This is a genomic window from Butyricicoccus pullicaecorum, assembly GCF_002160355.1.
GTDB classification, from domain to species: domain Bacteria; phylum Bacillota; class Clostridia; order Oscillospirales; family Butyricicoccaceae; genus Butyricicoccus; species Butyricicoccus pullicaecorum.
The window spans coordinates 38,929-50,673 of the sequence record NZ_NFKK01000008.1; the positions used below are offsets into that span (position 1 = coordinate 38,929).

Below are 11,745 nucleotides of genomic sequence, written 5' to 3' on the forward strand. Positions count from 1 at the left end.
CTTACTGTTCCATCTTCCAGGCCATGTCCCAGAATCCCTTCTCGTACCGCGCACAGGTGCGGAAAATATCGATGAGCTTTTGGGTCTGGGTCTCGGTGTAGTCTGCGGTCAGACGGTCGACCAGTTCGCACAGCGTGACGTTTTCCTGTGCGTAGCGCTCGGAGGCGTAGCCGGTCACCCACGCGCCGTAGAAGGCATCGTGCAGGCAGTCGGGCTTGCGGCGCACCATCTCGCGGGCGATGTGCTCATAGCTGACCGCGCAGGCCAGAATGGCGGTCAGTGCCTCGACTGGGCCGCCGGCCTGCGCACAGGCCAGCATGTAGGACGTGTAGGAACGGCAGGCGAGTGCGGGCTGCGCCTGACGCAGCGCCTCGCGCGAGATGCCGAACGTACCCATGTAGCCCTCGTGGATGTTCATTTCGCAGTCCATGATCTGCGAGATGTACTGGGCAAAGACGTGCATGACATCCGGGTCGTCGGTCTTGCTCATGCCGATGGCGAACACCTTGGCATAATCGAGCAGGTATAAATAGTCCTGAATGGTGTAAAAACGGAATTTTTCGTGGTCGAGGTCACCGTTCTGGATGCCCAGCACGAACGGATGGTCGTAGTAGGCCTGCCAGAGGTCGGTGGTCGCAGCCAGCATGCGTTCAGTTGTTTTCATTGTCTGTATCCTCCTGTCTCATGCGTTCGGCCTTGTCGCGCAGATCGCGTGCGGCCTGTCTGGGGTCTTCCTGTGCGAACAGTGCGGAGACGACTGCCGCGCCCTGCATGCCGCAGCCGGTCAGCTGCAAGATGTTGTCCGCGCTGATGCCGCCGATAGCGACCACCGGCACATCGACTGCCGAGGTGATTTCGCGCAGGGCTTCGGGGGACAGATGACGAGCGTCGTGCTTGGTGGTTGTGCCGAAGACCGCGCCTACGCCCAGATAATCGGCCCCTAACGCCTGCGCACGTTTGGCCGACTCGACCGTGTTGGCCGACAGACCCAGAATCAGGTCACCGGCCAGCTCGCGCACGTTGTCACCCGGTACGTCGCTCTGGCCGAGATGCACGCCGTCCGCGCCTGCCGCACGGGCAAGCTCAATAGAGTCGTTCATGATGAACGGCACGCCATATTTCTTGCAGACGGGCGCGATCTCACGCGCCGAGGCTAAGATTTCGTCGGGTGTTTTGTCTTTTTCGCGCAGCTGTACCATGGTGGCACCGCCTAAGATGACTTCCTCGACCACTTCGGCCAGCGTGCGGCCATGCAGCCAGGAACGGTCGGTGACCGCGTACAGCGTCAGCATTTTTGCATCAAATTTCATGGGAAAACGCTCCTTTTGGACTTATCGCAGGCTGACGCGCAGCGTTTTGAGGACGCTGGTGCGCTCCAGTGCGCAGATAACGAGCACGGCGACGATGGAACCGGCGACCGTGTTGAGCAGGAAGGAGGGCACGAAGGCGAAGAGCGCTGAGGTCTTGCCCATGAGCAGGACTGCGATGGGGTAGGACAGCATCGCACCCAGAATACCGGTGCCGAAAACTTCACCGACGAAGGCGGCAGGCAGGCGCTGGATGCGCTGGTAGAGCAGACCGGCGAGCAGAGCGCCGACCATGGAACCGGGGAAGGCCAGCAGGCTGCCGGTGCCGATCAGGTTGCGGATGAGCGAGGTGACAAAGGCCGAGCCGACTGCGTACCAGGGGCCGAGCAGGACGGCGGCGAGGACGTTGACCATGTGCTGCACGGGCGAGCACTTGGCTGCACCGATCGGGATGGAGAACATGCCGCCGACAACAGCGATAGCGGTCAGCAGACCGGCGAGTGCCAGTTTACGGGTAGAATTTGACGATTTCATGGCTTAATCCTCCTCAGAAAAGAACGCGTGGAAGTGGTTGAGCGGACCGCAGCCCTTGCCGATGGCGAGCGAGTGGCGGATGCCCTCGGTGACGTAGTCCTTGGCCAGACCGACCGCCTTGACCACATCGTGACCGAGTGCCAGATTGGACGCGATGGCAGAGGACAGCGTGCAGCCGGTGCCGTGGGTGTTCTTGGTGTCAATGCGCTCGTTTTCAAAGTGGTGGAAGGACTGACCGTCGTAGAGCACGTCGAGTGCGTTGCCGACTGCGTGACCGCCCTTGACCAGTACGTTCTTGCAGCCCATCGCGTGAATGCGGCGTGCGGCCTCTTCCATATCGGCAACCGAGTGGATTTCCATTTTGGCGATGCACTCGGCCTCGGGAATGTTGGGCGTGAGCACGGTGGCGAGGGGCAGGATGTGCTCGATGAGTGCACCGACTGCGTCCGGATTCATCAGCGGAGCCCCGTTTTTGGCGTACATGACCGGGTCAATGACCAAATGACGGGGCTGATACTGGCGCAGTTTGCGTGCGACTGCCTGCATGCAGGGCGGCGTGGACAGCATGCCGACCTTGACGGCATCGGGGAAGATGTCCTCAAATACCGCGTCCATCTGGTCTTCGATGACCTTGGGTGAGATGTCCTCGATGGAGATGACACGCGCCGTGTTTTCAGCAACGACCGAGACGATGACGCTCATGGCGAATACGCCGTGCGCCGACATGGTCTTGAGGTCGGCCTGAATACCGGCACCGCCCGAGCAGTCCGAGCCCGCAATGGTTAATACTTTTTTCATGGTATTTCCTCCCTTTATTTGCCGAACGCATAGAAAAAAGGGATACCCCACACAGGGCATCCCTTTGGTATTTCGTTTGATTCCGCGCTTTGCGCACGGAACGCGCGCAAAAACCGCTTGTGCATCCCTACGTTGGCATTATCCAAATCAGGTAAGGTCGAAAGCGCACAGCTTTCCTCTCAGCTTTTCTAAAAGCTCCCTTGCATGTTTTATTGTAGCACGGTTTGTCAGAAAAAGTCAACGGGAAACTTGTTTTCCGGCGGTCATACCGCCGAAAATCGCGTCTGCCAGCACGCAGGCCGGGTCATTTTGTTCGATTTTTCCGGCTGCGGCGGCCAAAACAGCGGCTTGTCCGCAGAGGTCAGACGATGCGAAGTGCACGAAGGCAGCGGTCTCCCGGGCAAGGCGAATGCCCTTGGGCGTGTACAGTTCGCGGTTGTCGTCCGACAGGCCGAACTTGGATTTTTTGCTTTCGGGTGCACAGCCGCCCTTGTCGCGCAGACTGCGGCGGCCCTCGTGGATGAGCTGAAGGACAATGTTATCCACACGCTGTGCATCATTTCGCGCCGCCTGATACAGTTCGCTTTGCTGCAAGCTGCCGTCCTCCTCCGCCCAGCTGCGTACCGCGTCGTAGAGCAGGGCGGCAGCGCCCGAGAGCGCGGGGGATTCCTCGGGGAAATACAGCTCGAGCTGCACGTCTGCGCCGAACGAGCGCAGCTTTTTCTTGGGGGACGAGCGGGTGAAAACCGCCTTTTGCTGTACCCAGTCTACCATCAGCGCACGGATGAGATCGCGCGGCTGACCGCCCAGATCGAGCGCACGCAGCAGCGCACCCGTTGCGCCCAGGTCACCGCCGCACGGCAAAACGTCACGCGCCGGGACGGCATCGGCCTTAACCATGCGGCGCAGCTTGGACTCTGTGACCGGCCCGCGCCGCAGGAAGAACCAGGCCACCAGGACGATGATACCGATGGCCAGCAGGTTGGCCAGAATCATGCCCATACCTTGGAGCAGGAACATGGTTTAATACCCCATTTCACCGGCGAGCAGCTCGTCGTGATCGACCCACTGCTGCACGTCAATGATGTCGTATGTATCCATGTCGCGGCGGATGATGACCTGTGCGATACCGGCGTTGATAATCATGCGCTTGCACATGGTGCACGAGTTGGCATCCGGGATGAGTTCACCGGTGGATGCCTCGCGTCCGACCAGATAGAGCGTTGCGCCCAGCATCTGCTCGCGGGACGCGTGGATGATGGCGTTGGCCTCGGCGTGTACCGAGCGGCAGAACTCGTACCGCTCGCCGCGCGGAATGCCCATCTTTTGACGGATGCAGGTGCCCAGATCGATGCAGTTGGCGCGTCCGCGCGGTGCGCCGACGTAGCCGGTCGAAACGATGACGTCGTTTTTGACGATGACCGCACCGTAGTTGCGGCGCAGGCAGGTGCCGCGCTCGCGGGCGACGTCTGCCATGTCCAGATAGTAGTTATGTTTGTCCCGTCGATTCATCTCTAATTCTCCTGTTCCGGGCACAATTTGCCCTCGTGCATTAAAATTCGTCGTTCGGCTCGTTTTGCCGCTTGCTGGTCGTGGGTAATCCAGACAATCGTGCGGCCGTCCGCGTGCAGACGGTCGAATAAGTCCAGAATTTCGCGCGCCGCGCGTGGGTCGAGGTTGCCGGTCGGCTCGTCTGCGAGCAGCAGGTCGGGGTCGGTACACAGCGCACGGGCGATGGCGACGCGCTGCTGCTGTCCGCCCGACAGCATTTCGGGCGTGTGGTGCAGGCGTGCACCCAGACCGACCATGCACAGCGCATCGGCTGCACAGTCCAGCCGCTTTTCCCGCGAGACACCGCGGAAGGCCAGCGGCAGCGCGGCGTTTTCCAGCGCATCCATGCCGGGTACCAGACTGAAGCTCTGAAAGACAAAGCCGATGTGTGCGCGGCTGAGCGCCGCCCGATTGCGTGCCGATAAATCCGAGGTCGGCTGACCGCACAGCCAGTATTCGCCGCTGGTCGGACGGTCGAGCAAGCCGATCAGGTGCATGAGCGTGGACTTTCCCGAGCCGGACGCACCCAAAATGGCCGTATACGTCCCCGGTGCGATGGTCAGGTTCACCTTGTCCACCGCGCGGACACGTCCTCTGTCATATATTTTACAGATATTCTCCATACGAATCAAGAAAAAATCCCTCCTCTGCCTGCATTAGCATGACACCGGAGGGAAGAGTTTATGCTTTTTTCTGCTTCCAGATGCCCGAACGCACGAACAGAAGCGAGGCCACCGTGCCGATCAGCCAGCCGACCGGCCAGCTCAGCCAGATGCCGATGACACCGAGACCCAACACGATGGAGAAGACGTAAGCCAGCACCACGCGCAGGATGAGGTCGGAGAAGGTCGAGACCATGAACGGTCCCATCGCACCCGCGCCGCGCAGCACGCCGTCGGCGCTGAGCTTGAGCGAGATCATGGCGTAGAACGGGGTAACGACCTGTAAAAACAGCGCACCGGCTGCAATGACACCGGTCTCACCGGCACCGACAAACAGACGCATCACGAGCGAGCCGCCCAGCGCGAACAGCAGAGAGAAGGGAATCGCGACTGCAACCGAAATTTTCATACCGGCTTTGAGTCCCTGCGTGACACGGTCATAGCGTCCCGCACCGATGTTCTGCGCGGAAAAACTGGAAATTGCACTGCCCATCGCAGTCAGACCGACGATCACGAAATTATTGAGCTTCATGGCTGCCGAATAACCGCCAACAACCTCCCAGTTGTAGCCGTTGACCAGCCACTGAATGAACAGGTTGCCCACCGAGATAAAGCTCTGCTGGAGAATGCTGGGAACGGCCAGATAGGCCACGCGCAGCAGCATATTACCCGAAAAACGGCGGAACGGTGCACTTTGCAGACCGCGCAGACGGGACAGCAGGATGACAAAGGCCAGAACGGATGCCACACCCTGCGCAAGGAAGGTCGCCCAGGCGATACCGGACACGCCGAGGTCAAAGAAAGCAACCAAGACGTAGTCTAAGATGACGTTGCCGACCGACGAGCCGATGAGCAGATAGAGCGGCGTTTTGCTGTCGCCGAGTGCGTTAAAGATACCGGTACAGATGTTGTACAGGAAGAGGAAGATCATGCCGTAAAAGTAGATGCGCAGATATTGGTCTGCGTCGGCAAAGATGTAGTCCTCGGTACCCAGACCGCGCAGCATGTCAGTGCAGAAAATCAGACCGCCGAGCGTCAGCAGGGCTGCGATACACAGGCTGGCGAGGATGGAGGTCGAGACCGCGGTTTTCATGCGGTCGTACTCACGTGCGCCGAACAGCTGGGATACTGCAACCGAACAGCCCAGATTCAGACCGGTTGCGACCGCCATAAACAGCATGGTGACCGGATAGGATACGCCGATCGCGGCGAGCGCTGCACCGCCGACGCACTGTCCGGCGATCATGCTGTCCGCAATCTGATACATTTGTTGAAATGCTACGCTGCACAGCAGAGGCAGCGCAAAACGCCACAGGATTTTACCGGGTTGTCCCTCGGTCAGGTTGGTTACCATCCGTGACGCGCCCCCTTTCATTTGTCCCCATTTTTGGGACGTTTGGTTTCATTCGGTTTTCATTATACGTCTAAAATATCGTTTACTGCAAGGGCAGAGGACGGGAAATCGACCATTTTCAGCAGATGGTACAGTTTTACCGTTCGAGAGACCGGACTTGACAGACAGATTGATCTGTCTTAAAGTGGAGGGAGAACAAGGAGGTCAAAAAATATGCGCGTTTTATTTGTAGATGGATGCATTCGCGGAGCGCAGTCGCGCACACGTATGTTGGCACAGATATTTTTGGATACATTGACCGCGAGAAAACCCGAGTGCACGGTGGAAATCGCGGATTTAAATACACTGCGTCTGGTTCCGCTCTTTGGAGACACTTTGGCCGAGCGAGACGCGGCAGTCGCAAAGCAGGACTGGACAAATCCGTGGTTTGCGCAGGCAGTACAGTTCCAGCAGGCCGATTTGATCGTCCTCGCGGCACCGTTCTGGGAGGGAACCTTCCCGGCAGCCATGCACACCTATATCGAGCATATCTGCGCGGCAGGCCTGACCTTTAAGTATGGGGAAGATGGCTCGCAGATTGGCCTGTGCAAGGCGAAACACGCGGTATTTTTCGGTACTAAGGGCGGTATTTATTCGCAGGGCGCAGCACGGGAAGATGACTTTGCCGCACGATTCCTGAAAACCAATCTGCGTATGCTGGGTATTCCGGAACTCGATGTCGTGGAGGCAGAAGGACTGGATATTGACGGCGCGGACGTGAAAGGAATTCTGGAACAGGCGAAGAATCAGGCGCGTGCCGTGGCAGAACGCCTGTAATTCCCGCCCGCAGGCGAAATAAAGTTTTCGCCGGCCTTTTTCAAAAGGCCGCGGGTTCTCAGGGCAGAGCCCTGAGCCGGACTCCGCAGAGTCCGGAATTCCCTTTTGAAACCCGGTGTCCGACCCGGGTTTCAATTAAAACAAACAAAAAAGGAAAGACCAACCGAATGGTTGGTCTTTCCAGAGATTGCGCCGTCTGCGGACGGCGCTTTTTCTTTCTCATTTTGTTGATTTTCGCAAGAGCGAAAATCAAGAGGGGATTTCGCCCGTTGCGACGGGCGACTTGAGGCTCTGCCTCAAGACTCCGCAAGCCTTTCGAGAAAGGCTTGAGCGAAAGCTTCAATATTACTTTTGCGCTTCCTTTTTCGCCATGCGGGTCATTACAGTAGCGTAGATTACCATGAGAACCGCGCCGACTGCCAGACCAGCCCAGCCGTTCTGCGACAGACCGGCAACCAGATAGCCGACAAAGCTGATCGCTGCAATGGACAGCGCGTAGGGAATCTGGGTGGAAACGTGGTCAATGTGATGGCACTGTGCACCAGCGGAAGCCAGAATGGTGGTATCCGAGATGGGCGAGATGTGGTCGCCGCAGACTGCGCCTGCAAGGCAGGCTGCAACCGTGATGGTGAGCATCTCGTTTGCGCCGAAAATGCTGACAGCAATCGGAATCAGAATGCTGAACGTACCCCAGGAAGTACCGGTTGCAAATGCAAGACCGAGTGCAATGAGGAAGAACAGCGCGGGCATGAACAGACCGATGGCAGACTCAGGATTGACAAAACCAGCAACGAAACCGCGCAGGTTGAGGTAGTCATCCGAGCAGACACCCGACAGCGTCCATGCAAGGGTCAGAATAAAGATTGCGGGAACCATTGCCTTGAAGCCAGCGGTGAAGGACTCGCAGAACTGGCTGAAGGTCAGGATGCCGCGGGGAACGTACATCAGGAAGGTGAATACCAGTGCAGCAAAGGAGCCGAGAACCAGTGCGTCAGAGGACGAGCAGTTTGCGAATGCATTGGAAATCGCCTCGAAGGACAGCTCGTGGATACCGCCGCCCGAGTAGATCATAGCCGAAATGCAGGCAACGATCAGGAACAGGATGGGGATGATGAGGTCCTTAACCGAACCCGAACCACAGATGACCGTGGATTCCTCGCCGGTCGAATCGATCTTGCCGCTCTCCAGAATCTTCTTGTTGTACTTGCCCATCGCCATGAAGTCAACGTCTGCGATCATCAGCCAGAGAATGAATGCCAGCGTCAGCAGTGCGTAGAGGTTGAAGGGGATGGTGCTCAGGAACAGGGTAAAGCCATTGATGCCTGCATCCTCGGGCAGAGAGGAAGTGACGGCCGCTGCCCAGCTGGAGATCGGTGCGATGATGCACACGGGAGCTGCGGTCGCGTCGATGATGTAGGCCAGCTTTGCGCGGGTGACCTTGTATTTATCGGTGACCGGACGCATGACCGTACCGACGGTCAGGCAGTTGAAGTAGTCGTCGACGAAGATGAACATGCCGAGGAACGAGGTTGCCAGCAGCGAGCCGCGGCGGCTCTTGATGACGTGGGATGCCCATTCGCCGTAGGCGCGGGACGCGCCCGACTTGGTCACGAGAGATACCAGAATACCCAGCATGACCAGGAAAATCAGGATGCCAATGTTGTCGCTGATTTTGCTGCCCATGATCGAGAACGTGGTCTCGGTCGCGTGCAGCGGGTTGCCGCCACAGAATAACAATGCACCTGCGAAAATACCGATCAGCAGAGAGGAGTAAACCTCTTTGGTGATCAGCGCAAGCGCGATTGCGATAATCGGAGGCAGAACCGCAAAAATAGTTGCGCTCATGTGTTTTTCTCCTTACTTATAATTTTTGATACTAGTTTCTATCCGTCTAATCATTATACACGGCGCGACATATTTTTACAAGTTTTTTACCTCATTTCCTGCACGGATTATAAGATTTCCTGATCTGGGTTCCATTGGCAGGCGGCGAGGTCGACTCGACCGTCGGGCAGGAAGGGGATACCGTCGGCCTCAAGCAATGCTTTCTGGATATCGCTGCCGCCGAAGGCGAAGGCACTGGACGTGCAGCCGTTGCGGTCGACCACGCGATAACAGGGGATGCCTTCGGGGTCGGGATTGACATGCAGTGCATAGCCGACCACGCGCGCCCAGCGGGGATTGCCTGCCAGACGGGCAACCTGACCATAAGTTGCAACCGTTCCGCGCGGGATACTGCGCACGACGGCATAAATACGTTCATAACTATTCATTCGGAACCCTCCCGTGAAACGTTCTTATTTTGCTTAGTGTACCGCGTTTTGATGCGCAGGGCAAGTATCTGCACGCAATTCAGCCCCAAAAGACAAAAAGAAGCCCGGAGCACACGAAAAAAATCGCATACCCCGGGCGAGGAGAAGATTGGCAATGTGGAATTTAAGCCTTTCGGGTCAGCGCGCAGCCGATATCGCAGCTGTCGCCGTCGCGGAAGGTGATATGGATGATACAGAAGACTTGGTCATAGTCCTGTTCTCCGTCAGGAGAGAGAAAGGAGACCGGGAACGAGCAGGCGGTCACTTCACCGTCTTCCGAGGGAATCATGCTGACGCTCTGCACCGAGTAGTTGGATAACTCGGTCATCGGCAGACCGGTTTTCGGGTCGTAGGCGGTATTGGGATCAAACTCAACTTCCACCCGTTCGATGTCCTTGCCGGGTGTCTCCAGGGTGAGATTGGTGGCCTGGGGCACGCTGTCCCATTTGCCGGTCATCTCGATTGCCTGCGCCGTGCTCAGCCGGTCCACTTCGGCGCCGCCCCACTGGTTGGGATAGCTCTGCACGCTGGCCAGCTCGCCGGTCAGCCCGTCAGGCTGAGAAAAAGTCAGAGAGTAGGTAAAACCTTCCATCAAACCGTCGGCGGTTTTGAGAGAGGTGGTGGACTGTTGTGCCGCATCAAGCGGAATCTGCTGCACGACCGCGTTTTGTTCCGTGGGTGCTGCGGTTGCTGTCGTTTGTGCACGTCCGGGTGCAATCGCTGCAATGATCAGCGCGATGCCCAGGATAATGGGGGCACGGTTCATACCCGATCAGCTCCTTTCATCGAATTCTATCTAATATTAAGACGCGCAGTTGCCGGAAAAAGTTCCGAAAGTCTAAAAAATTTTTGGTTTTTGTCGGACTGCGAAAAAACCGCACGAAAACCAGCTGTTTCCTCAACACTTTGACCACTTACCGGCCCTGTATGACCGCTTACCGCGCAGGGCTTGCGCGCTGAAGCGCCAGACTGTATACTGAAGCCAGAACAGGGGGAATGTGCACATGAAGGTCTTGCAAAAACGCATCCCGGCTGAGGTCGAGGAGTACGCCGTCCTGCACCTGCATGCGCAGGATGCGGCGACCGACCGGCTGGTACGGTACTTGGAACAGGAATATTTTCGCGCGGTGCGTTTGCTGTGCCGCAAGGACGATCAGACTGTACCGGTGGACTGCGAGAGCGTCTGCTGCATTGAAACCGAGGGCGAAATGCTGCGGGTACGCACAATGGACGACGTGCTGACACTGCCCGAACGGCTCTATCAGGTGCAGCGGCTGCTGCCGCAGAGCTTTGTGCAGGCCGCACGCGGGGTACTGGTCAATTTAGACCGCATCGAGTGTTTTGAACCCCTGCCCAATGGCCTCATCCGTGCCAGACTGGCAAATCAAGAATATGTTTATATCTCCCGCAAATATGCCAGAGAATTGCGTGAGCGACTGAAGGAGGGGACGTTATGAAGGGATTTTTGCAGCTGTGCCGCAGTCAGTTGATGTCCGGTATCAGTCTGGGGCTTACCCTGATGGTGTCCGCACTTTTTGCCGTGTACAGTTTCGGGGACAGCACGATTTCTGTTCGCTGGATGAACCTGCTGCCATGCATGACCGTACTCTACATGCTGGCCGGTGTGCTGCTGATGGCGTGGCATCGCCGACCGCCGCGCCGCAGACCGGCGACACCATACTTGTCCGGTCTCAATGCGCGATATATCTGGGTGCTTCCGGCATTTCTGTGGTGGCTGCTCTTCCGCCTGACCGGTTTTGACGTGCTGGAACGCTGCCTGCTGTTCAACCTCATCTTGCTCGCCGTCCTGTGGACGATCGAGTACAGCATGGCACGGCGCATGGCCAAGGCGCTCAATGGCGCACTGGGAACGCGCAGTCCGACGGTCATGCCGACCAGCCTGATTGTCGATCTGGACGATTGCCCCAAGGGTACCGAGGCTTTCTGCATCGAGATCGAGCGCTACTGCATCAAAAACCACATCGACTATCAGTTTATTGAGCGCGACAAACCGGCCATTGTTTTGATGAACGGCGTCAAACACCGGGTCGAGCTGGGTGTCTATTACGGCTACGTGCCCGGATGGTTCCTAAAATTCACTGAGCTGTGAGGAGGGATTTTTTATGAAATGGCTGCATCCATCGTTCTGGGTGAACTACGACAAATCCACCTATCCGACGGTCGCGGACGCACAGCGGGCGATCGAGCGGTATTGCCGGGAAAACGGCCACACCTGCCGCTTTTTAGAGGATGATACCGTAGAGATTGACGGTGTTCCGCATGAGATTTACCGGGGATATGAACCGGGCAGTCGGGGAAACTACGGCATCAAGTGCCGAAAACTGTAATCAGGCCAAAGAAAACCGCTCCTGTTTGAGGAGCGGTTTTTCTATTTATATGGTTCAGAGAGG

16 protein-coding genes and 1 riboswitch are annotated in these 11,745 nt (G+C 57.5%); of the genes, 4 read left to right on the top strand and 12 right to left on the bottom strand.

Going from position 1 to position 11,745, the window contains the following annotated elements; all coding sequences use genetic code 11:
• Position 1: 1 nt before the first annotated feature.
• The 8 genes from tenA to B5F17_RS08090 all read right to left on the bottom strand — a co-directional run bounded on the left by tenA (position 2) and on the right by B5F17_RS08090 (position 6,206).
• Positions 2-664 carry a thiaminase II gene (gene tenA, locus B5F17_RS08055; RefSeq protein ID WP_087372794.1) on the bottom strand — a complete coding sequence of 221 codons (663 nt, stop codon included), beginning with the start codon at positions 662-664 and terminating at the stop codon, positions 2-4.
• Complete coding sequence (thiE, locus tag B5F17_RS08060) at positions 651-1,310, bottom strand: thiamine phosphate synthase (RefSeq protein ID WP_087372795.1); 660 nt, start codon at positions 1,308-1,310, stop codon at positions 651-653. Before thiE ends, tenA begins: the two co-directional genes overlap by 14 nt.
• 21 nt (positions 1,311-1,331) lie before the next feature.
• Positions 1,332-1,841, bottom strand: a complete 510-nt coding sequence (gene thiW / locus B5F17_RS08065) for an energy coupling factor transporter S component ThiW (protein ID WP_087372797.1) — start codon at positions 1,839-1,841, stop codon at positions 1,332-1,334.
• 3 nt (positions 1,842-1,844) lie between these two features.
• Positions 1,845-2,639: a bifunctional hydroxymethylpyrimidine kinase/phosphomethylpyrimidine kinase gene (gene thiD, locus B5F17_RS08070; protein ID WP_087372800.1), complete on the bottom strand. Its 795-nt coding sequence runs from the start codon at positions 2,637-2,639 to the stop codon at positions 1,845-1,847.
• 106 nt (positions 2,640-2,745) lie between these two features.
• Positions 2,746-2,851: riboswitch (TPP riboswitch) on the bottom strand.
• Between the two features lie 25 nt (positions 2,852-2,876).
• Positions 2,877-3,659, bottom strand: a complete 783-nt coding sequence (locus tag B5F17_RS08075) for a hypothetical protein (protein ID WP_087372803.1) — start codon at positions 3,657-3,659, stop codon at positions 2,877-2,879.
• A gap of 3 nt (positions 3,660-3,662) precedes the next feature.
• A complete protein-coding gene (locus tag B5F17_RS08080) occupies positions 3,663-4,151 on the bottom strand; it encodes a deoxycytidylate deaminase (protein WP_016147814.1) in 489 nt (162 codons plus the stop codon).
• A 2-nt stretch (positions 4,152-4,153) separates the two neighbouring features.
• The gene (locus tag B5F17_RS08085; RefSeq protein ID WP_164470508.1) at positions 4,154-4,813 is read right to left on the bottom strand and encodes an ABC transporter ATP-binding protein; all 660 of its coding nucleotides are present in this window, start codon (positions 4,811-4,813) and stop codon (positions 4,154-4,156) included.
• A gap of 58 nt (positions 4,814-4,871) precedes the next feature.
• On the bottom strand, positions 4,872-6,206 hold the full coding sequence (locus B5F17_RS08090) for an MATE family efflux transporter (protein ID WP_087372809.1): 1,335 nt from the start codon (positions 6,204-6,206) through the stop codon (positions 4,872-4,874).
• Positions 6,207-6,419: 213 nt separating this feature from the next.
• On the opposite strand from B5F17_RS08090, the gene B5F17_RS08095 reads away from it, so the two are divergent.
• Positions 6,420-7,022, top strand: coding sequence for an FMN-dependent NADH-azoreductase (locus B5F17_RS08095; RefSeq protein WP_087372812.1), 603 nt, complete (start codon positions 6,420-6,422; stop codon positions 7,020-7,022).
• Positions 7,023-7,080: 58 nt separating this feature from the next.
• On the opposite strand, the gene B5F17_RS08100 is transcribed toward B5F17_RS08095, so the two are convergent.
• From B5F17_RS08100 to B5F17_RS08115, 4 genes are all read right to left on the bottom strand, one after another.
• Positions 7,081-7,365, bottom strand: coding sequence for a hypothetical protein (locus B5F17_RS08100; protein ID WP_087372816.1), 285 nt, complete (start codon positions 7,363-7,365; stop codon positions 7,081-7,083).
• Between the two features lie 2 nt (positions 7,366-7,367).
• Positions 7,368-8,867, bottom strand: a complete 1,500-nt coding sequence (locus tag B5F17_RS08105) for a Na+/H+ antiporter NhaC family protein (protein ID WP_087372819.1) — start codon at positions 8,865-8,867, stop codon at positions 7,368-7,370.
• Between the two features lie 107 nt (positions 8,868-8,974).
• Positions 8,975-9,295: an MGMT family protein gene (locus tag B5F17_RS08110; protein WP_087372821.1), complete on the bottom strand. Its 321-nt coding sequence runs from the start codon at positions 9,293-9,295 to the stop codon at positions 8,975-8,977.
• 163 nt (positions 9,296-9,458) lie between these two features.
• On the bottom strand, positions 9,459-10,100 hold the full coding sequence (locus B5F17_RS08115) for a hypothetical protein (protein WP_087372824.1): 642 nt from the start codon (positions 10,098-10,100) through the stop codon (positions 9,459-9,461).
• A 238-nt stretch (positions 10,101-10,338) separates the two neighbouring features.
• Here B5F17_RS08115 and B5F17_RS08120 point away from each other — a divergent pair, with 238 nt between their 5' ends.
• The 3 genes from B5F17_RS08120 to B5F17_RS08130 are packed head-to-tail and all read left to right on the top strand — an operon-like array spanning position 10,339 to position 11,682.
• The gene (locus B5F17_RS08120) at positions 10,339-10,791 is read left to right on the top strand and encodes a LytTR family DNA-binding domain-containing protein (RefSeq protein WP_087372827.1); all 453 of its coding nucleotides are present in this window, start codon (positions 10,339-10,341) and stop codon (positions 10,789-10,791) included.
• The gene (locus B5F17_RS15000) at positions 10,788-11,444 is read left to right on the top strand and encodes a DUF4318 domain-containing protein (RefSeq protein WP_206396715.1); all 657 of its coding nucleotides are present in this window, start codon (positions 10,788-10,790) and stop codon (positions 11,442-11,444) included. Before B5F17_RS08120 ends, B5F17_RS15000 begins: the two co-directional genes overlap by 4 nt.
• Positions 11,445-11,457: 13 nt before the next feature.
• Entirely contained in the window at positions 11,458-11,682 is a 225-nt protein-coding gene (locus B5F17_RS08130; RefSeq protein WP_087372828.1) for a DUF4318 domain-containing protein, read from the top strand.
• Positions 11,683-11,745 lie beyond the last annotated feature (63 nt).

What these genes read in the sequence shown, in the direction of transcription:
- tenA (WP_087372794.1), bottom strand. Translation starts at nt 664, where the DNA reads ATGAAAACAACTGAACGCATGCTGGCTGCGACCACCGACCTCTGGCAG.
- thiE (WP_087372795.1), bottom strand. Translation starts at nt 1,310, where the DNA reads ATGAAATTTGATGCAAAAATGCTGACGCTGTACGCGGTCACCGACCGT.
- thiW (WP_087372797.1), bottom strand. Translation starts at nt 1,841, where the DNA reads ATGAAATCGTCAAATTCTACCCGTAAACTGGCACTCGCCGGTCTGCTG.
- thiD (WP_087372800.1), bottom strand. Translation starts at nt 2,639, where the DNA reads ATGAAAAAAGTATTAACCATTGCGGGCTCGGACTGCTCGGGCGGTGCC.
- B5F17_RS08075 (WP_087372803.1), bottom strand. Translation starts at nt 3,659, where the DNA reads ATGTTCCTGCTCCAAGGTATGGGCATGATTCTGGCCAACCTGCTGGCC.
- B5F17_RS08080 (WP_016147814.1), bottom strand. Translation starts at nt 4,151, where the DNA reads ATGAATCGACGGGACAAACATAACTACTATCTGGACATGGCAGACGTC.
- B5F17_RS08085 (WP_164470508.1), bottom strand. Translation starts at nt 4,813, where the DNA reads ATGGAGAATATCTGTAAAATATATGACAGAGGACGTGTCCGCGCGGTG.
- B5F17_RS08090 (WP_087372809.1), bottom strand. Translation starts at nt 6,206, where the DNA reads ATGGTAACCAACCTGACCGAGGGACAACCCGGTAAAATCCTGTGGCGT.
- B5F17_RS08095 (WP_087372812.1), top strand. Translation starts at nt 6,420, where the DNA reads ATGCGCGTTTTATTTGTAGATGGATGCATTCGCGGAGCGCAGTCGCGC.
- B5F17_RS08105 (WP_087372819.1), bottom strand. Translation starts at nt 8,867, where the DNA reads ATGAGCGCAACTATTTTTGCGGTTCTGCCTCCGATTATCGCAATCGCG.
- B5F17_RS08110 (WP_087372821.1), bottom strand. Translation starts at nt 9,295, where the DNA reads ATGAATAGTTATGAACGTATTTATGCCGTCGTGCGCAGTATCCCGCGC.
- B5F17_RS08115 (WP_087372824.1), bottom strand. Translation starts at nt 10,100, where the DNA reads ATGAACCGTGCCCCCATTATCCTGGGCATCGCGCTGATCATTGCAGCG.
- B5F17_RS08120 (WP_087372827.1), top strand. Translation starts at nt 10,339, where the DNA reads ATGAAGGTCTTGCAAAAACGCATCCCGGCTGAGGTCGAGGAGTACGCC.
- B5F17_RS15000 (WP_206396715.1), top strand. Translation starts at nt 10,788, where the DNA reads ATGAAGGGATTTTTGCAGCTGTGCCGCAGTCAGTTGATGTCCGGTATC.
- B5F17_RS08130 (WP_087372828.1), top strand. Translation starts at nt 11,458, where the DNA reads ATGAAATGGCTGCATCCATCGTTCTGGGTGAACTACGACAAATCCACC.